At 66.4% G+C, this 21480-nt stretch carries 23 protein-coding genes; 11 read left to right on the top strand and 12 right to left on the bottom strand.

Going from position 1 to position 21480, the window contains the following annotated elements:
• Positions 1 to 43 precede the first annotated feature (43 nt).
• A complete protein-coding gene (locus AC1DBN_RS01615) occupies positions 44 to 1600 on the bottom strand; it encodes a circularly permuted type 2 ATP-grasp protein (RefSeq protein WP_091720184.1) in 1557 nt (518 codons plus the stop codon).
• Between the two features lie 167 nt (positions 1601 to 1767).
• On the opposite strand from AC1DBN_RS01615, the gene AC1DBN_RS01620 reads away from it, so the two are divergent.
• On the top strand, positions 1768 to 2757 hold the full coding sequence (locus tag AC1DBN_RS01620) for a YeiH family protein (protein WP_314216469.1): 990 nt from the start codon (positions 1768 to 1770) through the stop codon (positions 2755 to 2757).
• 53 nt (positions 2758 to 2810) lie between these two features.
• Positions 2811 to 5462, top strand: a complete 2652-nt coding sequence (gene pepN / locus AC1DBN_RS01625; protein ID WP_314216465.1) for an aminopeptidase N — start codon at positions 2811 to 2813, stop codon at positions 5460 to 5462.
• Positions 5463 to 5529: 67 nt separating this feature from the next.
• Here the strand turns inward: pepN and AC1DBN_RS01630 are convergent, their stop codons facing one another.
• The 5 genes from AC1DBN_RS01630 to AC1DBN_RS01650 all read right to left on the bottom strand — a co-directional run bounded on the left by AC1DBN_RS01630 (position 5530) and on the right by AC1DBN_RS01650 (position 9567).
• Entirely contained in the window at positions 5530 to 6627 is a 1098-nt protein-coding gene (locus AC1DBN_RS01630) for a lipoate--protein ligase family protein (RefSeq protein WP_314216466.1), read from the bottom strand.
• Positions 6628 to 6736: 109 nt separating this feature from the next.
• A complete protein-coding gene (locus AC1DBN_RS01635) occupies positions 6737 to 6994 on the bottom strand; it encodes a type B 50S ribosomal protein L31 (protein WP_015937073.1) in 258 nt (85 codons plus the stop codon).
• A gap of 169 nt (positions 6995 to 7163) precedes the next feature.
• Positions 7164 to 7967 (bottom strand): TrmH family RNA methyltransferase, encoded by an 804-nt coding sequence (locus tag AC1DBN_RS01640; protein ID WP_477722473.1) that lies wholly within the window; start codon positions 7965 to 7967, stop codon positions 7164 to 7166.
• Positions 7968 to 7974: 7 nt separating this feature from the next.
• Positions 7975 to 8760 (bottom strand): sulfite exporter TauE/SafE family protein, encoded by a 786-nt coding sequence (locus AC1DBN_RS01645; protein ID WP_091720171.1) that lies wholly within the window; start codon positions 8758 to 8760, stop codon positions 7975 to 7977.
• 21 nt (positions 8761 to 8781) lie between these two features.
• The gene (locus AC1DBN_RS01650) at positions 8782 to 9567 is read right to left on the bottom strand and encodes an ABC transporter ATP-binding protein (protein WP_377203634.1); all 786 of its coding nucleotides are present in this window, start codon (positions 9565 to 9567) and stop codon (positions 8782 to 8784) included.
• A gap of 143 nt (positions 9568 to 9710) precedes the next feature.
• Here AC1DBN_RS01650 and serB point away from each other — a divergent pair, with 143 nt between their 5' ends.
• Positions 9711 to 10604 carry a phosphoserine phosphatase SerB gene (serB, locus tag AC1DBN_RS01655; protein WP_477722474.1) on the top strand — a complete coding sequence of 298 codons (894 nt, stop codon included), beginning with the start codon at positions 9711 to 9713 and terminating at the stop codon, positions 10602 to 10604.
• 72 nt (positions 10605 to 10676) lie between these two features.
• Here the strand turns inward: serB and AC1DBN_RS01660 are convergent, their stop codons facing one another.
• The gene (locus tag AC1DBN_RS01660) at positions 10677 to 11429 is read right to left on the bottom strand and encodes an SDR family oxidoreductase (RefSeq protein WP_091720162.1); all 753 of its coding nucleotides are present in this window, start codon (positions 11427 to 11429) and stop codon (positions 10677 to 10679) included.
• 136 nt (positions 11430 to 11565) lie between these two features.
• The gene (gene fabG / locus AC1DBN_RS01665) at positions 11566 to 12291 is read right to left on the bottom strand and encodes a 3-oxoacyl-ACP reductase FabG (protein WP_477722475.1); all 726 of its coding nucleotides are present in this window, start codon (positions 12289 to 12291) and stop codon (positions 11566 to 11568) included.
• A gap of 152 nt (positions 12292 to 12443) precedes the next feature.
• Here fabG and AC1DBN_RS01670 point away from each other — a divergent pair, with 152 nt between their 5' ends.
• From AC1DBN_RS01670 to AC1DBN_RS01680, 3 genes are read left to right on the top strand one after another with little or no spacing between them, the layout of a single operon-like run.
• Positions 12444 to 12878 carry a DUF3099 domain-containing protein gene (locus tag AC1DBN_RS01670; protein WP_477722476.1) on the top strand — a complete coding sequence of 145 codons (435 nt, stop codon included), beginning with the start codon at positions 12444 to 12446 and terminating at the stop codon, positions 12876 to 12878.
• The gene (locus AC1DBN_RS01675) at positions 12875 to 13141 is read left to right on the top strand and encodes a hypothetical protein (RefSeq protein ID WP_091720154.1); all 267 of its coding nucleotides are present in this window, start codon (positions 12875 to 12877) and stop codon (positions 13139 to 13141) included. Before AC1DBN_RS01670 ends, AC1DBN_RS01675 begins: the two co-directional genes overlap by 4 nt.
• On the top strand, positions 13142 to 14014 hold the full coding sequence (locus AC1DBN_RS01680) for an SURF1 family cytochrome oxidase biogenesis protein (RefSeq protein ID WP_314213015.1): 873 nt from the start codon (positions 13142 to 13144) through the stop codon (positions 14012 to 14014).
• A gap of 405 nt (positions 14015 to 14419) precedes the next feature.
• On the opposite strand, the gene AC1DBN_RS01685 is transcribed toward AC1DBN_RS01680, so the two are convergent.
• From AC1DBN_RS01685 to AC1DBN_RS01700, 4 genes are all read right to left on the bottom strand, one after another.
• Positions 14420 to 16018, bottom strand: coding sequence for an ABC-F family ATP-binding cassette domain-containing protein (locus AC1DBN_RS01685; protein ID WP_015937054.1), 1599 nt, complete (start codon positions 16016 to 16018; stop codon positions 14420 to 14422).
• Between the two features lie 143 nt (positions 16019 to 16161).
• Positions 16162 to 17226: a spore photoproduct lyase family protein gene (locus AC1DBN_RS01690; protein WP_477722477.1), complete on the bottom strand. Its 1065-nt coding sequence runs from the start codon at positions 17224 to 17226 to the stop codon at positions 16162 to 16164.
• 39 nt (positions 17227 to 17265) lie between these two features.
• Positions 17266 to 17439, bottom strand: coding sequence for a hypothetical protein (locus AC1DBN_RS01695; protein ID WP_172829874.1), 174 nt, complete (start codon positions 17437 to 17439; stop codon positions 17266 to 17268).
• Between the two features lie 43 nt (positions 17440 to 17482).
• A complete protein-coding gene (locus AC1DBN_RS01700; protein WP_091720146.1) occupies positions 17483 to 17761 on the bottom strand; it encodes a hypothetical protein in 279 nt (92 codons plus the stop codon).
• 205 nt (positions 17762 to 17966) lie between these two features.
• On the opposite strand from AC1DBN_RS01700, the gene AC1DBN_RS01705 reads away from it, so the two are divergent.
• From AC1DBN_RS01705 to AC1DBN_RS01725, 5 genes are all read left to right on the top strand, one after another.
• A complete protein-coding gene (locus tag AC1DBN_RS01705; RefSeq protein ID WP_477722478.1) occupies positions 17967 to 18317 on the top strand; it encodes a DM13 domain-containing protein in 351 nt (116 codons plus the stop codon).
• Between the two features lie 120 nt (positions 18318 to 18437).
• Complete coding sequence (locus AC1DBN_RS01710) at positions 18438 to 19217, top strand: isocitrate lyase/PEP mutase family protein (protein WP_477722479.1); 780 nt, start codon at positions 18438 to 18440, stop codon at positions 19215 to 19217.
• Between the two features lie 210 nt (positions 19218 to 19427).
• Positions 19428 to 20078 carry a biotin transporter BioY gene (locus AC1DBN_RS01715; RefSeq protein ID WP_477722480.1) on the top strand — a complete coding sequence of 217 codons (651 nt, stop codon included), beginning with the start codon at positions 19428 to 19430 and terminating at the stop codon, positions 20076 to 20078.
• Between the two features lie 11 nt (positions 20079 to 20089).
• Positions 20090 to 20836, top strand: coding sequence for an energy-coupling factor ABC transporter ATP-binding protein (locus AC1DBN_RS01720; protein WP_477722481.1), 747 nt, complete (start codon positions 20090 to 20092; stop codon positions 20834 to 20836).
• Positions 20833 to 21471 (top strand): energy-coupling factor transporter transmembrane component T family protein, encoded by a 639-nt coding sequence (locus AC1DBN_RS01725; RefSeq protein ID WP_477722482.1) that lies wholly within the window; start codon positions 20833 to 20835, stop codon positions 21469 to 21471. The genes AC1DBN_RS01720 and AC1DBN_RS01725 overlap by 4 nt, the downstream gene beginning before the upstream one ends.
• Positions 21472 to 21480 lie beyond the last annotated feature (9 nt).

A 21480-nucleotide genomic window follows, 5' to 3' on the forward strand; every position in this document is an offset into this window, starting at 1 on the left:
TGCGGGGCCGAAACGGACAAGAAAAGTTGCCGGGCGGGGCGGGTCACTGCTGCTGCTCCGACTGGCGGTCCCGCCAGTTGCTTTCCACGGGCCACACGGAGACCCGCTCGCGGACCGAGATGGATTGCCGCGGAACGGACTCCACGGGCATCTGCGGTGAATCGGCCAGGACCCAGGTGTCCTTGGAGCCGCCGCCCTGGCTGGAGTTCACGATCAGCGAGCCTTCCTTCAGCGCCACGCGGGTGAGGCCACCGGGCAGCACCCAGACGTTGTCGCCGTCGTTCACGGCAAACGGGCGCAGGTCCACGTGGCGGGGGCCGAACTTGTCCCCGCTCAGCGTGGGCACCGTGGAGAGCTGCAGGACCGGCTGGGCGATCCATCCGCGCGGATCGGCGATGATCCGCTGCCGCAGGGCGTCCAGTTCGTCCTTGGAAGCGTCCGGGCCGATGACCAGGCCCTTGCCGCCGGAGCCGTCCACCGGCTTGACCACGAGCTCGGCGAGGTTGTCCAGGGTGTACTCCCGGGCTTCCTTCTCCTCGAGGCGGAACGTATCCACGTTCGCGATGATGGGCTCCTCGCTCAGGTAGTAGCGGATCAGGTCAGGAACGTAACTGTAGACCAGTTTGTCGTCCGCGACGCCGTTGCCCACGGCGTTGGCGATGGTGACGCCGCCGGCCCGGGCCGCGTTGACCAGTCCGGGGCAGCCGAGCATGGAATCGGCCCGGAACTGGAGGGGGTCCAGGAAGTCGTCGTCGATGCGCTTGTAGATGACGTCCACGCGCTGCTCACCGGCGGTGGTGCGCATGTATACGCGGTTGCCGCGGCAGATGAGGTCGCGCCCTTCAACGAGTTCCACGCCCATCAGTCCGGCCAGCAGCGTGTGCTCGAAGTAGGCGCTGTTGAACACGCCGGGCGTGAGCACGACGACGGTGGGATCGTCCACGCCCGAGGGTGCGGTCTTGCGCAGGGCCGAGAGAAGCCGGCGCGGGTATTCCTCGACCGGACGGATGAGCTGCTGGCCGAAGGCCTCCGGCAGGCCCTTGGCCATGGCACGGCGGTTCTCGAGGACGTAGCTGACGCCGGAGGGAACACGGACATTGTCCTCGAGGACACGGAAGGTTCCGGCGGCGTCGCGGACCACGTCGATGCCGGAAATGTGGACGCGGACGCCGCCGGCGGGTTCGAACCCGTGCACCTGGCGGTGAAAGTGGGCGCTGGTGGTCACCAGCTGGCGCGGGATCACGCCGTCGGACACCACCGTCATCTTGTCGTACACGTCGTTGAGGAAGGCCTCGAGGGCGCGGACGCGCTGCGCGACACCGCGCTCCATGACGTCCCATTCGGCAGCGGGAATGACCCTGGGCACGATGTCCAGGGGGAAGGGCCGCTCCTCCCCCGCAAAGTCGAAGGTGACGCCGCGGTCCAGGAAGGTCCGCGCCATGGAGTCGGCCCGGGCGCTGACATCGGCCAGCGAGAGCTTGCGGAGCGCGTCCGCCACCTGCTCATAGGAGGGGCGGGCCTGTTGCCCGGGGGCGAACATTTCGTCGTAGGCTCCGGTCCGGCCCGCGGCCTCGGAGTAATCCTGGAAGAGGTCTGACATGCCCAATAGCCAACCACCTTTTTGTTTCGAATTCATAAACGGCCTTCCATTGTGGCGTGTTGGCGCGGGCAGCCGGTTCGGACATTCCGGGTTCCTTCCGGCAAAGTGGGTGAGTGCCAGTCAGCAGAAGCGCCTCCAGCCCCGGCCCGGGACGCCCGCGGGGAGCCATGCGGCTGCTGCCCGGCCTGGCCGCCGCGGCCGTTGCATTGGTGCTTGCCTTCCTCATCCACGCGCTGGTGCCGTCCCTTCCTGCGATGACCCTGGCCGTGGTGCTTGGGGTCCTGGCCGCCAACCTGCCGGTGACCGGAGGATGGACGGCAGGGCGGGCCCGCCCCGGCCTGGACTTCGCCGGCAAGCACCTGATGCGCGGCGGAATTGTGCTGCTGGGCCTGAAAGTGGGCATCGGCGACGTCCTGGACCTGGGGTGGCTGGCGCTGGTGCTGATCACCGCCGTGGTCGCGGCAAGTTTCGGCGGCACGTACCTGATCTCCCGGCTGTTCAGGTTGCCGCCGGTGACGTCACTGCTGGTGGCCACCGGATTCTCCATCTGCGGGGCCTCAGCCATCGGCGCGATGGCAGCGGTGCGGCGCATCCGGCACGTGGACACCGTACTGCCGGTGGCGCTGGTGACCCTGTGCGGCACCCTGGCCATCGGCGTCCTGCCGCTGCTGGTCCACCCGCTCCAGCTCAGCGCCGAGGTCTTCGGAGCGTGGACCGGCGCGTCCGTGCACGATGTGGGACAGGTGGTGGCCACGGCGCAAACCGCCGGCCCCGCGGCCCTGGCAATCGCCGTCGTCGTCAAACTCACCCGGGTGCTGCTCCTGGCGCCCGTGACGGCACTGGCGGGGGCGCACCACCGGATTTCCCTCCGTCCATCCGGGGACGACGCCGGCCTGCCGCCTGTAGTGCCGCTGTTCGTGCTCGGATTCGTGGCGATGGTGGCGCTGCGCTCCACCGAATGGCTGGCGGAGGGCTGGCTGGAGGCGGGGGCCATGCTGCAGGATGTGCTGCTGGGGGCGGCCCTCTTTGGCTTGGGGTCCGCGGTGCGGATCCGTACGCTGCTCCTGACCGGCGGGCGGGCCCTGCTGGCTGCGCTGGCATCCTGGCTGCTGATTGCAGTCCTGGGCCTTGCGGCCGCCCTGCTCATCGTCGGTTGACGTGCCGCCCGCGGCAGGCAATGGCGGCCTTTGCAGCGTGATTAGATAGCTGGGTGTCACATGAGAATCTGCACCGCGCCGAAGCTGCCGGCCGCTCGGCCCTGATCAGCACCGCCAGCTACGACGTCTCCCTCGACGTCCGCCAGGCCGAAGATCCGGAGGCTGCCGGCTACACCACCCGCAGCGTCATCACGTTTACTGCCGCGGAAGCGGGCACGTCCACGTTTCTGGACTTCATTGGCAGCGGCGTGCACAGCGTGTTCCTCAACGGCAGGGGCCTGCCGGTGGAGGACGTGGTGGACGGCGCGCGCATCAGGCTGGACAACCTGCAGCTGGAAAACCAGGTCACGGTCACCGGAACAGCCCTCTACAGCCGCTCCGGTGAGGGCATGCACCGGTTCGTGGACCCCGCCGACGGCCAGACCTACCTCTACACGCAATACGAACCGGCGGACGCGCGCAGGGTCTTCGCCAACTTCGAGCAGCCGGACCTCAAAGCCACCTACACCTTCCACCTGATGGCCCCGGCTTCCTGGCAGGTGGCATCCAACGGCGTGGAAACCACCAGGACCCTGCTCACCAGCGACCCCGCCACAGCACGCTGGGATTTTGCCACCACCCTGCCAATGTCCACGTACATCACCACCGTGCTGGCCGGCCCATATTTCAAGGCTGAAGACCGCTGGCAGGGAACGCTGGAGGACGGCACGCACCTGGACGTCCCGCTGGCGCTCTACTGCCGGGCCTCCATGGCAAAATCATTCGACACCGCCGAGTTGTTCCGGCTTACCAAAGCCGGCCTGGACTTCTTCAACCGGCTCTTCGACTACCCCTATCCCTGGGGCAAGTACGATCAGGCCTTCGTGCCCGAATACAACCTGGGCGCTATGGAAAACCCGGGGCTGGTGACGTTCACGGAGAGCTACGTCTTCACCTCCCGGGCCACGGACGCCCAGTACCAGGCGCGGGCCAACACGCTCATGCACGAGATGGCGCACATGTGGTTCGGCGACCTCGTCACCATGCAGTGGTGGGACGATCTCTGGCTCAAGGAATCCTTCGCCGACTACATGGGCACCCTCGCCGTGGACCGGGCCACCGCTTGGGACACCGCCTGGGTCAACTTCGCCAACAAGCGCAAGGCCTGGGCCTACGTCCAGGACCAGCTGCCCACCACGCACCCCATCGTCGCGGACATCCCGGACCTAGAAGCGGCCAAGCAGAACTTTGACGGCATCACCTACGCCAAGGGCGCCTCAGTGCTCAAGCAACTGGTGGCCTATGTGGGCTTTGACGCCTTCATCGCCGGATCCCGGGAGTACTTCCGCAAGCACGCCTACGGCAACACCACCCTGGCAGACCTCCTGGAAGCCCTAAGCTCCGCTTCCGGACGCGACCTCTCGGAATGGGCGCGGCAGTGGCTGCAGACATCGGGGATTTCCACGCTGGCCCTGGAAGCGACCACAGAGGGAGCGCACGACGACGGCGGGCTTGGCTCCGCCGCCATCGTCCAGGAGGCCACGGACCCTGTCACGGGACGGGACGAGCTGCGGCCGCACCGGCTCAGGGTGGGCCTGTACGACTTCGACAGCGAGGGCGCCCTGGTACGGACCGGCAGCATCGAAACGGATGTGGCCGGTGCCCGCACGGAGCTCCCCCAACTGGCCGGGCGGCAGCGGCCGGCCCTCCTGCTGGTCAACGACGACGACCTGACCTACGCCAAGGTCCGCCTCGACCCCGTCTCGGAAGCCACGGTCCTCGCCTCCCTGGACCGGATCAGTGACCCCATGGCCCGCGCCCTGTGCTGGACTGCGCTGTGGAACTCGGCCCGTGACGGCGAAACCCCTGCCGAACGGTACGTAACGGCGGTGGCGGCGTTCGGTCCGTCCGAAACCGGGATCGGCGTGCTGCTTAACATCCTCGATAACGCCTGCACCGCCGTGGAACGCTATACGCCCGCATCCCGCCGCGATGCCGTCCGCGCTTCCTTCCTGGGCACCGCCGGCGCCCAGTTGCGGCGGGCCGAACCGGGCTCGGACCAGCAGCTTGCCTGGGCGCGTACGCTGGGAACGCTCAGCCGGCATGACGCTTCGCTGCTGCCGCTGCTGAGGGGCCTGCTGGACGGTTCCGAACAGGTGCCCGGCCTGGCCGTGGACGCCGAACTCCGCTGGCACTTCTGGCACGCCCTCGCTGCCAATGGCCAGGCATCCGCGGCGGAGCTCGATGCCGAACTGGCGACGGATAACACCGCCTCGGGACGGGCCGGCCATGCCACGGCCGGTGCTGCCCGGCCGGAGGCGGATGTGAAGGCGGCGGCCTGGGCCGAAGCCGTGCAGGGCACAGCGCTGTCCAACCAGCTCCTGACGGCGACCATCACCGGATTCGGCACCGCCCCGGTGGCCCTGCTGGAACCCTACGTTGAACCGTACTTCGGCTGCCTGCGGGAAGTCTGGGACAGCCGCAGCATCGAGATCGCCAGCCGGATCGTGCGGGGCCTGTTCCCGTCAGACCAGGACGTCGCTAACAACGCAGACCCCGGCGCCCACCCAGTGCTGCGCAGGACCGACGCCTGGCTTGAGGCGAACGCCGATGCGCCCCGTGCGCTGCGGCGGATCATCGTGGAGCAGCGCAACCACCTGCTGCGGGCACTTACCGCGCAGGCCGGCGTCGTTGGTTCATCAGATGCGGCCCCCTCCGTGCCGTAACGGCCACGGGTCGCTGCGCCGGGATTGACCGTGCGCAGCGACCCTGCAGGCCAATGTGCGGAGCGGGTCAGGGGACCCGGTGCAGCCATTCCTCGGTGCCGAACTTCGTGGCCGCGCGTTCCCGTGCGGCAGCGAGCTCAGCATCGGTCAGCTCCGAGTGCGTTGCCCCGTACCGGCCCGTAAACACGTCCATCATGGCCCCAATGATCTCTGTGCGGGCCAGTCCGGTCTGGCGGCGCAGCGGATCCACCCGCTTCTTGGCGCTGCGGGTGCCCTTGTCCGAGAGCTTCTCCTTGCCGATGCGCAGGACGTCCACCATCTTGTCGGCGTCGATGTCGTAGCTCATGGTGACGTGGTGGAGCATGCCGCCATTGGCCAGCCGTTTCTGGGCGGCGCCGCCGATCTTGCCCTGGTCCGTCGCTATGTCGTTAAGAGGGACGTAGAAGGCTGTCACGCCGATCTTCTCCAGCGCCGCCATCACCCAGGAATCGAGGAACGGGTAGGAATCGGCGAAGCTGAGCCCGTCCACCAGGGTCTGGGGCAGGTACAGGGAATAGGTGATGCAGTTGCCGGCCTCCATGAACATCGCTCCCCCGCCGCTGATCCGGCGGACCACCTTGATGCCGTGCCGGGCCACGCCGTCGGGATCCACCTCGTTCCGGACGGACTGGAAGCTGCCGATGACCACTGAGGGTTCCTGCCAGTCCCAGAACCGCAGGGTGGGGTTGCGGCGGCCCGCACCGACTTCTTCGGTAAGGACTTCGTCGAGGGCCACGTTGATTTCGGTGGGCAGGACGTTGGGGGCGATGACATTCCAGTGGTGGTCCGCCCAGGAGGTGGCCTTGGCCAGGGCCCGCCGGACGGTCACGGCGACGGCGTCGGCGGAAAAGCCGAACAGGGTCGCGTCGGCGGGCAGGGCGGCAGTGACTGCCGCTGCGAGGTCTGCGGCCGGGGTGGTTTCCGGGAGCCCTGTGAGTGCCCGGTTGATGGCCAGGAGTGCCTCGTCCGGCTCGAGGAAGAAGTCACCGCTGATCGAGACGTCTGCCAGGACGCCGCCAGCCACGGAAAGGTCCGCCACCACCAGCTTGCCGCCCGGAACCTTGTACTCGCCGTGCCGGCGGGGGTTTGTTGCTGCGTCCTGGTCCGTGGAGGTCGTATGGCTCATGGTTTACATCCTGCCGTACGGCGTGCCCGCGCCGCCAACGGGCCGCCAACGCAAAGAAAGCCCCCACCGTTCCCGGTGCGGGCTTTCCAAAAAGCTATGGGTGGAAGAATTACTTCTTGCCGCCGAAGCCCTTGAAGCGTGCGTTGAAGCGCTCGACGCGGCCTGCGGAGTCCATGATGCGCTGCTTGCCCGTGTAGAACGGGTGGGACTCGGAGGAGATTTCGACGTCGATGACCGGGTAGGTGTTGCCGTCTTCCCACTCGATGGTCTTCGAGGAAGACACGGTGGACTTGGTCAGGAACTTGGTACCGGAGGCCAGGTCATTGAAAACGACGGCGGCGTACTTCGGGTGGATATCAGACTTCATAATGGGGCCTTTGTTCGCGCAACTGGATTTTGCCAGCTGCCAGGTATGAATGGGATGGCCCGATTCCGCGTCGAAAGACACAAGAGGGCCAGCAGTCAATACTAGCGGATCACGGAGGCACCTGCGAACCGCACCACGGCGCCTTCACCTGCAGGGTCCCGGCTTAGCGTCAGGGGCGCAGTTCCCAGAATGCCACGGCAGACGCCGCGGCCACGTTGAGCGAGTCCACGCCGTTGCGCATGGGGATCTTCACGGCGAGGTCGACGGCGGCCAGCGTCTCCGGGCTCATGCCCGCCCCTTCTGTGCCCAGGACCAGGGCCAGCCGGTCCGGATTGCCGGCCGCGACGGCGTCGACGTCCAGTGCATCGGGAGTCAGCTCCAGGGCGGCCACAGTGAAGCCGTGGTCCTTGAGGACCTGCAGGTCACCCGGCCAGCTGTCCAGGCGCGCCCACGGAACCTGGAACACCGTCCCCATGCTGACGCGGACACTGCGCCGGTACAGCGGGTCGCCGCAGCGCGGCGAAACCAGGACGGCGTCGATGTCCAGGGCGGCCGCCGAGCGGAAGATGGCGCCCACATTGGTGTGGTCCACGATGTCTTCGAGCACCGCAACCCTTCGGGCACCGGCCAGGAGCTCCGGCAGGGGCACGGGGCGGGGCCGCTGCATGGCGGCCATGGCTCCGCGGTGGAGGTGGAAACCGGTGATCTCCTCCAGGAGGGCGGCTTTGCCGATGAACACCGGGACATCAGGATAGGCCCGGAAGACGTCGTCGAGGTCTGCGAGCCATTTCTCCGCCAGGAAGAACGAACGCGGCTGGTGGCCGGCCGCGAGGGCCCGCCTCAGGACGCGGGAGGACTCGGCAATGTACATCCCCTCGCGCGGTTCGCGGAGCTTGCGGAGATGGACATCGGTCAGCGTGGTGTAGTCGCTGACCCGCGGGTCGCTGGCGGACTCAAGGTAGTGGAAGGGCACCGGAAGATTATTTCAGGAGGTTGGCGACCATGACGACGAGCGCCACGATGCCCAGGGTGAAGATCACGCCGCGGAGAACTTTCGGGGAAAGCTTCCGGCCAACCTTGGCGCCGGCGAGTCCGCCGATGGTGGAGCTGACGGCGATCAGGAGGACCACCAGCCAGTTGATCCGGTCGAAGGCGAACAGCAGGTAGGAGATTGCAGCCACCATGTTGACGCCCAGGACCAGAAAGTTCTTCATGGCGTTGGCGTTCTGCATGGTTCCGCTGAGGAAGACGCCCAGGATGCCTACCAGCAGGATGCCCTGGGCGGCCACGAAGTAGCCGCCGTAGACGCCCGCCAGGTAAACGAGCACCACCAGCAGCACGCCGTGGCTGCGGTCGCGGACGGCATGTTCGGGGTTCTGTTCGCGGTTGCGCACCCAGGACTGCAGCTTGGGCTGGAACATCACCATGAGCAGCGCCAGGACCAGCAGTACCGGAGCTACGTAATGGAAGACTTTCTCCGGCAGATGGAGGAGCAGCCAGGCGCCGGTGATCCCGCCGAGCAGCGAGGCCGGGAGCAGCTTCAGCAGCTGCCGGCCACGTCCTGCCAGTTCGCGCCGGTAACCCCAGGCGCCGGCAGCAGTGCCGGCCACCAGGCCCATGGCATTGCTCATTGAGGCGACAACGGGGGTGATGCCCAGTGCAATGAGGACGGGGAAGGTCACCAGCGTGCCGGAGCCGACCACCGCGTTGATGGTGCCGGCCCAAAGGCCGGCGAAAAAGACCAGGATGCTGCTAAGAATCTCCACAGTAAGTGTCCCGCCCAGCCCTTAGCGGCGGGCGGTGGCGGCGTAGCGGCCGCCATTTTCCGTGACGTCCAGGGCCAGTCCGAACGTTTCACTGAGGTGCTTGTCGGTGAGGACCTCGGTAATGGGGCCGGCCGCCACCACGCCGCCGTCGCGCAGCAGCATGGCATGGGTGAAGCCCGGGGGTACCTCTTCAAGGTGGTGGGTCACCAGGACCATCGCGGGCGCTGCCTCGTCCCGGGCCAGTTCGCCCAGCTTGTGGACCAGTTCTTCGCGGCCCCCCAGGTCAAGGCCTGCGGCCGGCTCGTCCAGCAACAGCAGCTCGGGATCGGTCATGAGAGCGCGGGCGATCTGGACACGCTTGCGTTCGCCTTCGGACAAGGTGGCGAACGTCCGGTTCAGCAGCGGACCCATTCCCCAGTCGTTCAGGAGGCGGAAGGCGCGGCGCTCGTCGTCCCGCTCGTAGCCTTCACGCCAGCGCCCGGTGACGCCGTACGCGGCGGTGACCACCACGTTTAGGACGTTCTCGTGCTCCGGGATTTGGGTGGCCAGCGCGGCCGACGACAGACCGATACGGGGACGCAGTTCGAAGACGTCGGTGCGGCCGAGGATTTCGTCGAGGATTCCGGCCTTGCCGCTGCTGGGGTGCAGGCGTGCCGCCGCGATCTGGAGGAGCGTGGTTTTTCCGGCTCCGTTGGGGCCGAGGATGACCCAGCGTTCGCCTTCGTTGACCTGCCAGTCGACCTTGTCCAGCAGGGTCTTTTTGCCTCGGACAACGCTAACGGAGTCCAGTTCCAGAACATCACTCATAGGAATAGACACTAGGACAAAAAAGTGGACGACTGATAACCGGTGTGACCGCTCCCCCGCCGTGTGTCCGGCCGCGGTGCCGGGCCGGCAGCGCTCCGCAATGAATACGCGGGACCATTCTTGCGCTGGCTAAGATTGCAGGCATGACTTCCAACGTGACTGCGGTCAGCTATGGCCAAAATCTGACCGACACCGGACTGGCGCAGCTGCGTTCCATCCTCGCGGAGCACGGTGCAGCTGCGGGAGCCGAATCCACGGCCGGCGACGACCGCTACCAGGTGCGCATCACGGAACTGGAACTGCCGGATGCCACAGAGGCCGGGCTGGCTGCGCTCCGCAGCGCCGTGGCCGGGGCCGCCATCCCTGGAATGGACACCGCCCTGGTGCCCGGGGACCTGCGCTCGGCCGGCCGGAAGCTGCTGATCATGGACGTGGACTCCACCCTGATCCAGCAGGAGGTCATCGAACTCCTGGCCGCGTATGCGGGCAAGCGGGACGAGGTGGCCGCGGTCACCGAAGCGGCCATGCGCGGGGAGCTGGACTTTGCCCAGAGCCTGCACGCGCGGGTGGCCGTCCTCGCCGGGCTGCCGGCCGACGTCGTCAATTCCGTCCGCCACGAAGTGAAGCTCAGCGAAGGCGCCGCCGAACTCGTGGCCGCCTTCAAGGCGGCCGGGCACCCGGTAGCCGTGGTCTCCGGCGGATTCAACCAGATCCTCGAGCCCATCGCAGCGGACCTTGGCCTGGACTACTGGCAGGCCAACGAACTGGAAATCGTTGATGGTGCCCTGACGGGCAAGGTCCTGGGTGCGGTGGTGGACAGGGCGGCGAAGGAGAAGTACCTGCGCGAGTGGGCCGCCGCCGAGGGGATCGCCATGGAACACACCATTGCGGTGGGCGACGGCGCCAACGACCTCGACATGCTGGGCGCAGCCGGGATTGGGGTGGCCTTCAACGCCAAGCCGGCCGTGCGGGCCGTCGCCGATTCTGCCGTCAATATGCCCTACCTTGATGCGGTGCGCCACATCGCCGGGGTCTGAACCGCCCACGGGTGCTGATTCAAAAGAGGTGCCCGGCGCGAATGCGCCGGGCACCTCTTTTGAATCAGTGGACTACTGGCCGCTCTTACCGAAGTAGTCTGCGCCCCCGGCGTATTCCGTGTGGCCGGACTCGACGTCAGCGGTGGCCATTCCGGCCACCACCTGGGCGAACTCTTCCACGGAGTACAGCTTCCCGGCTTCGGCACGGCGGGCCTCGATGGCGCCCGGCGTCGAACGGTCCAGCAGCGTGGCGGTGACGGTGCCCTCGATCATGTCGCCGGAAACCACCACCAGGCTGATGCCCTTCTCCGCGAGGTTGGGGATGAGTTCCCGCAGTGCGTCCTCACCGGCACGCTTGCTGCGGGCCACGGCCTCATAGGCGGGCATGGTGGGAACCGTGTTGATGAAGTGTGCCTGGTGGCTGGTCACGAAGACAACGCGGGAGCCTTCCTGCATCAGCGGCACAGCGGCGTTGAGCATGTTGAGCTGTGCGTCGCGGTTGAGCTTGAGCGCGTAGTCCTCCCCCATGCCGGTTTCCATGCCGCCCGAGGCGTTCAGGACCAGGACGTCCAGGGAACCGAAGTTCTCCATGGCAGCGGAGGCCAGCGCCTGCACACCTTCCTGGGTGGTCAGGTCGGCGCCCACGGCCACGGCGCGGCCGCCGTCGGCCTCAATGCCCTGGACCACTTTGTTGGCGCGCGGTGCCTTCTGGCGGTAGTTGACCACGACGGCGGCGCCCTCTCCGGCGAGGATCTTCGCTACGTCAGCGCCGATTCCGCGTGATGATCCGGTGACGATGGCGGTCTTGTTGTCCAGCAGTCCCATCTGGGCTCCTTTGTTTGAAACGTCTAAAGTGAAGCGGCTCTGAACTCCATCATGCCAGCGCGACCTGGTGATTCCGTTGTCCGGGTCCCACAAAGAAGCGCCGGACCGCTGGTGGCAGCCGCGTGGGGTTCGAAGGTCAGTGCCCCATGCCCAAACCGCCGTCAACCGGGATGACAGCGCCGGAGATGTAGGACGCTTCGTCGCTGGAAATCCAGCGCACCACGTTGGCCACCTCGTCGGCGTCGGCGAACCGGCCGGCGGGGATGCTGGCCAGGTAACCCTTCTGGGTGGCTTCAGGGAGTTCAGCCGTCATGTCCGTGTTGATGAAGCCGGGGGCGACGACGTTTGCGGTGATGCCGCGGGAACCGAGTTCGCGGGTCAGCGACCGGGCGATGCCCACCAGGCCGGCCTTGGACGCTGAGTAGTTGATCTGGCCGGGGGCGCCATACAGGCCCGAGACGGAGGAGATCAGGACCACGCGGCCCTTGCGCAGCCGGATCATGCCCTTGGACGCGCGCTTGATGACACGGAACGCGCCGGTGAGGTTCGTGTCGATGACGGAGGTGAAGTCGGTTTCGCTCATCCGCAGCAGGAGGGTGTCCTTGGTGATGCCGGCGTTGGCCACCAGCACTTCGACGGGACCGTGGGCTGCTTCCACTTCCTTGAACGCCGCATCCACGGATGCCTCATCGGTGACATCGGCATTCACTCCCAGGATTCCTTCAGGCAGTTCCGATTCACTGCGGTAGGTAACAGCCACCTTGTCCCCGTTGGCCAGGAATGCTTTGGCGATGGCCAGGCCGATCCCGCGGTTGCCGCCGGTGATCAGGACGCTGCGGGGGGCGGTAACTGCTTCAGTCATGGAGGAACTCCGGAATTCTGCGGCGGGATGCACCGCGGTAGGAAGGTGGAATTTGGCTGCCTCCGATCTTAGCGCCCGGGCCCGCCCGGGTTTGGGTGCCACTGCCGATGGTGAGAGAATTGAGGCAAGCCTTTGGAGCGTGAGAAACCACTGTGACCCTTGAAAACCACGCGGGACGTTCGGTGCCCGGAGAACCCGGCCGGTTCTCCGAGGACGCGGAAGTCCACAGCATTACGGATGCCGCGGAATCCCATTCCGAGGACATTCGCAGGCGCATGGTCAAGTACGCGCTGGCGATGGGCATCCGCATGGTGTGCCTGGTCATGATCTTTGTCCTGGACGGCTGGCTCAAGATCATCGCCGTGGCCGGTGCAGTGTTCCTGCCGTGGATCGCGGTAGTCATTGCCAACGGCAGCGACATGGCCGAAGAGCACAGTGAAGCGCTACTGGATTCAGCGCCGCTGGCCGAGTTGGAGGCGCCGCCGCCGCCAACGGGCCATGAGGAACAGGGTTCCGAGGTGCTGCAGGGCGAGCTTATTAATGACGACGACGAACCGGACATCGGAGAGGGGCGGCAGGGGCCGTGAGTATTTTTGATTTCGCCGCCGGAACCAGCCCGGCAGCATCAGACTCCGCGCTTTGCTCCCGGAAGGCGTGCCGCTCCGGAGCGTCCTGGCAGCTGCTCTGGAACAACCCCAAAATCCATACCCCGGAGCGCCGGAAGACGTGGCTGGCCTGCGAGGACCACCGCGGCTGGCTCGAGGACTACCTGCAGACCCGCGGCCTGTGGAAGGAAACCCTGCCCCTTCAGCCCGGCAGTACGGACAGCATTTTGGAGCAGGACAACTGAATGTACCGTTTTCTCTTCTCCAGCAAATGGCTGGGTTATCTGCTGCTGGCCGCGATCTTTGCCACGGCCTGCGTGTTCCTGGGCCGTTGGCAGATGGACCGGCGCGCCGAAACCCTCGCCGAGATTAATCGCGTTGTCAGCAACTATTCCGCCACCCCCATTCCTTTCGCGGCAGCCCGGGACCAGTTCTCACAGCTTGATCCAGCCAAGGAATGGACGCAGGTGCAGGTGCAGGGCACCTACGACACCGACGGCCAGCGGATCGTGCGCAACCGCCCCCTGAACGGCCAGCCGGGCTACGAAGTGGTGGTTCCGTTCAAGCTGGCCACCGGCGAAACGGTCATCATCGACCGTGGGTGGCTGCCCATCGGCAACAATAACCCCGGCAGCCCGGACTCGGTTCCCGCGCCGCCCTCCGGCGAAGTGACAGCCGTGGTCCGGCTGAAGCATCCGGAACCGGAGCTGAACCGCGGCGCACCTGCAGGTCAGCTGGCGTCCATCGACCTCCCCACCTACGCGGCCCAGCTCGGCTACCCGGTGCTGACGGGAGCCTACGGCCAGCTCGCCTCGGAGACGCCCGCGGCCGCTGAGATGCCGGTGGCGTTCCCGAAACCGTCCACCGAAGAAGGCACGCACCTGTCCTATTCGCTGCAATGGTTCGCGTTCGGCGTGCTGATGTTCGTGGGCTTCGGCTACGCGGCGCGGCAGCAGGCCCGCAACGCCGCCATCGACGCCGAGGAAGACGAGGCCGAAGCAGCGGGGACCATTCACGCCGCGGTTCCGTCCCGCCGTCGTACGGCCCCCGCCCGCAAGCGGAAGAAGGCGACAGCCGAGGAAGAGGAAGACGCGCTGCTGGACGCGCAGGGATACTGACGCCCGCCTTCACGCGCCCTTGGTGCGATGGCTCGCGTCCGCCTCGCAGCGCGCGTGATTTCCCGCGTGCTGGCTCGTTCCTCGCCTTTGACGCACGCTACATAAATCACCTACGCCGCTCCGCTCGTGCGTCGCGCCCCCGCGAGCGTCTTGAGGCAGTGCAGACCGACCTGCCGTGAGCAGGACCGGGAACAAGAAGTATGAACGGCCGCATGTGGCTACCAAAGCGGACCTGCACAGGATCACGGGCGCCGAGGAAATGCCCGTCCGCTGACCAAGGCACCAACGCGACTATGGCAAAAGCAAAGCGACGCGGCTGATTTGTGTAGCGTGCGTCAAAGGCGACGAAGGAGCCAGCACGCGGCAAATCGGGCGCGCCGCGCAGCGAAGGCGAGCGTCATACGACTAGGCCAGCGTGATGAGGTCCAGGTAGTCCTCGTTCCAGTGGTCCTCGACGCCGTCGGGCAGCAGCACGACGCGTTCGGGGTTCAGCGCCTCAACGGCGCCTTCATCGTGGCTGACGAGGACGACGGCGCCGGTGTAGTTCCGGAGCGCGCCGAGGATTTCCGCGCGGCTGGCAGGGTCCAGGTTGTTGGTGGGTTCGTCGAGGAGCAGGACGTTGGCGCTGGACGCCACGATGGTGGCCAGTGCCAGGCGGGTCTTCTCACCACCGGACAGGACGCCGGCAGGTTTGTCGACGTCGTCACCGGAGAACAGGAATGAACCCAGGATGCCGCGCACCTCGGCGTCCTTCATGTCGGGTGCGGACGAGCGCATGTTCTCAAGGACGGTGCGGTTAACGTCAAGGGTCTCGTGTTCCTGGGCGTAGTAGCCCACCTTGAGCCCGTGCCCCGGAACGATTTCACCGGTGTCCGGCTGGTCTACGCCGGCGAGCATGCGCAGCAGGGTGGTTTTGCCGGCACCGTTGAGGCCGAGGATGACCACCTTGGAACCGCGGTCGATGGCGAGGTCCACGTCCGTGAAGATCTCCAGGGAGCCATAGGACTTGCTGAGCCCGTCTGCGGTGAGCGGGGTCTTGCCGCACGGCGACGGATCCGGGAAGCGGAGTGCGGCCACGCGGTCGTTCTCGCGGACGGCTTCGAGGCCGCTGAGGAGCCGCTCGGCGCGCTTGGCCATGTTCTGGGCAGCCACGGCCTTGGTGGCCTTCGCCCGCATCTTGTTGGCCTGGTCGAAGAGGACCTGGGCCTTCTTCTCGGCATTGGCGCGTTCGCGCTTGCGGGCGCGCTCATCGGTTTCGCGCTGGGTCAGGTAGCGCTTCCAGTCCATGTTGTAAAAGTCGATCTGGGCCCGGTTGGCGTCCAGCAGGAACACCTTGTTGACCGTGGCTTCAAGGAGCTCGGTGTCGTGGCTGATGACGATGAGCCCTCCCTGGTGGTTCTTCAGGAAGTCGCGAAGCCAGGCGATGGAGTCGGCGTCGAGGTGGTTGGTGGGCTCATCGAGGAGCATGGTCTCGGCATCAGAATAGAGGATCCGGGCCAGTTCCACGCGGCGGCGCTGGCCACCGGAAAGTGTCTTGAGCGGCTGGTTCAGCAGGCGGTCAGGCAGTGCCAGGTTCGAGCAGATGGATGCTGCTTCCGCCTCCGCGGCGTAGCCGCCCGCCGCCAGGAACTCGGATTCGAGCCGGTCGTAGCGGTTCATGGCCTTCTGCTGCACGGCAGCGTCCTCGCTGGCCATCTCGTCATGCGCCTTGCGGAGTTTTCCGACGACGATGTCCAGGCCGCGGGCGGAGAGGATCCGGTCCCTCGCCAGCTGCTCCATGTCCGGGGTGCGCGGGTCCTGCGGCAGGTAGCCGATCTCGCCGCTGCGGGTCACCTTGCCGGCAGCGGGAAGCCCTTCGCCTGCCAGGACACGTGTGAGCGTGGTCTTGCCGGCTCCGTTGCGTCCCACCAGGCCGATCTTGTCGCCCTTATCGATGCGGAAGCTCACCTGATCCATCAGGAGCCGGGCACCGGCGCGGAGTTCAAGATCCTGGACAGTAATCACAGAAGGTAAGGCCTTTCACAACGGGGAACGCCGCAGCCCCAACAGGATATGGCGGGGGCTGGAGGCAGAGTGGCCGGAGAACGGCCTTGACAAGTCTACCGTCCATGCCAAGGAAACCGGACCTTCCGGTTCGGACCGGGGTATCAGAAGGCGTAGCGGACCCGGCAGTAGGGGGTGATCTCCTCGATCAGCGCCGTCAGCTGCCGTACGTAGCGGCCCTTGGTTCCGCTGCGGTAACGGACGTTGCTGAAGCCGTTGGAGGAGGTCTTGGCCTCCTGCAGGTCCGGACGCCAGAGGACCTTCTCCGCCTGCGGGTGCCATCCGAGGTTGACCTTGTGGAGCCCCTCATTGTGGGTCAGGAAGATCACTTCCGCGGCAAGCTGCGCTTTGGCTGCAGGTGTCAGGGCGGCATCGAGCTGTTGAAGCAATTCGCGCCAGTCATCGAGCCAGGTCTCCGTGACCACCACCGGGGAGAAATTGACGTGTACCTCGTACCCGGCGTCGACGAAGTCGTTGATGGCGGCAATGCGTTCGGCCACTGGGGACGTCCGGACATCAATGGACTTCGCCAGGTGCGCGGGCATCAGCGAGAACCGGATCCGGGTGTGGCCGCCGTGGTCCCAGTTGAGGATGTCCCTGTTGACGTACTTGGTGGCGAATGACAGCTTGGCGGTGGGCAGTTCCCGGAAGAGCCCCACCAGGTCCTCCACGTTGTCACTGATTAGCGCATCCACGGAGCAGTCACTGTTTTCGCCGATGTCGTAGACCCAGAGTTCGGGGTCGCACTGGTTGGGTTCCAGCTTGATGCCCTGCCGGGTGGCGTGCCGTTCGAGTGCCGCGGCGATCTGGTTGATGTTGGCAAAGACGGTGACCGGGTTGCTGTAGCCCTTGTGGCGGGGGACGTAGCAATAGGCGCATGCCATGGCGCACCCGTTCGCCGTGGAGGGGGCGATAAGGTCAGCCGAGCGCCCGTTGGGCTTCACGGTCAAGGACTTCTTCACTCCGAGGACCAACGCCTCGGTCTTGATCCGGGACCACCGCGGCACGTTGGTTTCGTCGCCGTGCAGCTCCGGGATGTTCCAGTGGTTCTCGACAGGTACGACGTCGGCGTCCGGCCAGCGTTCCACGATCTCGCGGCCGCGGGGCAATTCCAGCGCCTCCGGCTGAGCGAAGATGCGCCGGATCTGCAGGAGCCGGTTGAATTCCATGACGCTATTCTTCCGAATCGCCGCAGCCGCTGCGGGCGGTTAAGCCAAGGGCTCACGCTGTTCGGCTACGTCCGGCGCTCCGGTTCCCCCGACGTTGCCCGAATTCCGGACCCGGTCGGCGGCGAGGATTCCGTCCCTCACCGCTGCCTTGATAACCCCGTAAAGAACATAAAAGAAGACAATCGACAGCACTACGAACACGACAATTTCCACTATTTCCCCCAAACATGCAGCTGCCACGGACGGCCTTGCCAGCCTAGGGCAATCCCCTGCGCCCGCGGCGGACCAGTGCCCTGAGCAGCCCGGCGCCGAAGCACAGCACCAGCACCAGGGCGAGGCCGGTCATCACCCAGGTGGCTGCGTAACCGGCCGCCGGCCCCACATAGCATGACGTATCCCCTCGGTAATCGTCGGTGTAGCCAGCGCAGCTTCCGATCGGTATCCACAGCCATCCCGTAAACAGCACCACGGGAGCGGTCAGCAGCAACCATGGCCATGCGCGGTTCCACGGCCACTCGTCAATTTGCCCCGCCATTGTTGCCCCCTTTGATGAAGGTAGTATGAACGAATTCTTGGGGGGAATGATGAAAATGTATAAACGCGTGTTTATCGCGCTGGCCGTTGCCGGCTGCCTTGCGGGCTGTACCTACACAGAGCCTGTGCCGACGGAGTCGGTGGAGTCAGCTGAGCGACCGCCGTCACCGGGGTTGCCCCAGCCGCCGGCTCCGGCCCCTTCAGTTGTGCCCCGCACACTGCAGGGGCAGTTCCAATCGCAGGCCGCCGATACCCGGGGAACGGCCACGATCCGTGTTGCTGACTCGGGCACAGTCCTGCAGCTGGACGGCTTCACCACCGGGGCTGGCGACGACCTCCGGCTCATGCTCAGCCCGGGGATCCTGGCTCCGGACAGCACCGGCCAACCCGGCCTTTCCTCTTCCACCCTGATCGAACTGGGACCACTTAATGGCAGCCCGCAACAGCGCATCGACATCGACGCCCGGATGTGGTCCGCCATGCCATCGCCGGTCAGGAGCGTAGTGGTCTACAACTACGCGGACAAGACCACCTACGCCACCGCAAACCTCTCGTAAGTGCCGGCCGGCGAGTTCCAACCCTGCGTGACATTGCCTTGCCTTGAGGCTGCTGCATGTGTGTAGGTAGGAAGTGCAATGACAGTTAGTGCCAACCCTATGGATGAGGAAGAAACACGGATGACTGAAACGACCACGGCAGAGCGTGCACAGCAGCTGAAGGCCCTCCACGAAGCACCGGAAATCCTCCAGGTGGTCAACGTGTGGGATGCCATCAGCGCGGCAACCGTCGCTGGCCTCCCGGAGACCAAGGCGATCGCCACCGCAGGGCATTCGATCGCAGCCGCGCTGGGTTATGCGGATGGAACCATGCCCTTGGACGTTGCCCTGGCGGGCGTCAGGCGAATCGTCGACGCCGTGGACCTGCCTGTCACTGCAGACCTCGACGACGGCTACGAGGACCCGGCCGAGACCATCCGGCGGGCCATCGGGATCGGCGTGGCCGGGGCCAACGTCGAAGACAGGCTGCGGCCCTTTGATGAAGCCGTTTCCCGGGTGCAGGCGATAGTGGCCGCAGCCGCTGCCGAAGGGGTGCCCTTCCAGCTCAATGCCCGAACCGACGCGCTGGTCCGCGCCGGGGACCGGCCGGTCAAGGACAGCATTGAGGATGCCATCGCCCGGGGCCGTGCCTTCCTCGACGCCGGTGCGGCACTGGTCTTTGTCCCGGGCGCCCTGACCCGGGAAGTCATCGAACCCCTCGTCGAGGGCCTCGGCCGTGGAAAGCTGTCCATCATTGGAGCACCCGGGGCGCTCCCGGCAGCCCAACTCCAGGAACTGGGCGTGGCGCGGGTGTCGTACGGCCCCTTCACCCAGCGCGTAGCCCTTCGGGCGTTGCGGGACCTTGCCACGGACCTGTACGGGGCCGGCGTCATTCCCGCTGATACTCCGGCGCTGAACTAGGTGGGCACCGGAGGGAGGGCAGGCACGTCCGCGTGCCGTCCTTCCCTCCCCCGTCAAACCAGCTCATCAGGCGGTTCTGCCCGCAGTTGTGCCCTGCCCCCAATCTCCGTGCCAACCCTTTAGTAGATCCCCTACAAAATGGGCCCTGTTCCGTCCCAGTAACGTCGGCAGTACATTAGATTCCGCTTGTACAACCCCGACAGGACTTCAATGAGCAACACCGACACCGCCGTCACCTCCAGCCTTTCCTCAAAACGCCGCCGCTGGAACGCCACAGACCTGGGCCTGATAGGCGTCTTCGCTGCACTGGTAGCCGGCGCCGCGCTCGTACCCGGCCTGGCCGTCAACGGCTTCGGCGTGCCCATCACCTTTCAGACCCTCGCCGTGATGCTCACCGGCCTGGTGCTCGGACCGGGTAGGGGCTTCGCCGCCGTCGGCCTCTACACCCTCCTGGGCCTTGCCGGACTGCCCATCTTCAGCCAGGGCCGCAGCGGCCTGGGCATCCTCGCCGGCCCGTCTGCGGGCTACATCATCGCGTTCCCCATCGCTGCCGCATTTGTCGGCTGGCTGGCAACCGTCGTGATCCGCCGCACCACCAAGGCCCGCGCGCTGTGGTTTTTCCTCGCCGCCACGGTCACCAGCATCCTCACCGTCCACACCCTGGGCGTCGCGGGCATCGCCCTTAACACGAAGGCCACCCTCGGCCAGGCCTTCCTCAGCGACCTCGTCTTCTACCCCGGGGACATCATCAAGAACATCCTCGCCGCAGGCATCGCCGTTGCCCTGCACCGCGCTTTCCCGGACGTCCTGGTCCGCCGCGCCCGCCGCAGCAACCAGCCTGTCCAGCCGGCCAAGGCCTAGGACGTACGCCAATGCCCGTCGTCACCTTTGACCAGGTAACAGTCGCCGTGGAGACGGACCACTCCCCTGCGCCCAAGGTCCTCCTTGACAGCGTGAACCTCCGTCTGGCCGAACGCCGAGTGGGCGTCATCGGTGCCAATGGATCCGGAAAGTCCACGCTGCTGCGCCTGGTGAACGGGCTCGTCCAGCCCACGGCAGGCACAGTAGCGGTCGACGGCGACGACACAGTCCGCGCGGTCCGGAAAGTCCGCCGGAGCGTCGGTTTCGTCTTCACCGACCCGCTGTCCCAGCTGGTCATGCCCACCGGCCGCGAGGATGTTGAGTTGTCGCTGCGCCGCTCTGTCCGGAACGGCCGCGAACGCCAGGCCATGGCCGAAGCCGCCCTTCACCGCCTTGGCCTGCTGCCCCTGGCAGACCAAAGCATCTACGAACTCTCCGGCGGGGAACGCCAGCTGATGGCGCTCGCGGCGGTCCTGGCGGTGGAGCCGGCGGTGCTGGTCCTCGATGAACCGTCCACGCTCCTGGATCTCAGGAACCGGGAACTGCTGCGCCACACCCTTGCGGGACTGGAACAGCAGGTCATCATGTCCACCCACGACCTCGAGCTCGCCCTGGACATGGACCGGGTCCTGGTAGTGGAGGACGGGACGGTGGCCTACGACGGCGCCCCGGCAGACGCCGTCGCGTTCTACCGTGCCCTGTGCCTGGACGGGATGCGGCACCCCGCTGACCCGGACCGCAACCCGGCCGCGCCATGAGGGGCCACGGTTTCCTGCTGGCCAACTATGTGCCGGGAAACTCCTTTATCCACCGGACACCCCTGGCCCTGAAGTTCCTCCTGGTGTTCGCCTGCGGGCTGGCATCGTTCCTGATTGTCGACTGGCGCGTATCCCTGGCGGTGCTGGCTGCCCTGTGCGGGCTGTTCCTCCTGACCGGAGCCGGGCCGAAGCGGCTGTGGCGCGCGGTCCGCCCCCTGCTTCCGGTGCTCCTGGTGATCGGGCTCTTCCAGTGGTGGCAGCTCGGTGCGCCCACAGCGGGCAGGATTGTCCTGAACATCCTGGTCTGCGTGGTTGCCGCGTCCCTGCTGACCGCCACCACCCCAGTGCAGCGGCTCCTGGACGGCGTGGTTGCGGCCGCCACTCCATTCCAGCGGTTCGGAGCCGATCCCGAGCGGTTCGCGCTCACCATCGGAGTCATGCTGCGCAGCATCCCCTACATCGCCGGCACCTTCGCCGACGTCAGGGATTCCGCAAGGGCACGCGGGCTGGAGCGGACCCCGCGGGCATTGGTCCTGCCGGTTTTCATCACCTCCGTGGCCTATGCCCGCCAGACCGGCGAAGCGCTCGCCGCCAGGGGGCTTGGGGACGCCGAGGACCGCGGGCCCGGGGAATGAGCGGGCTGC

Source organism: Pseudarthrobacter sp. 10T415, from assembly GCF_056394175.1.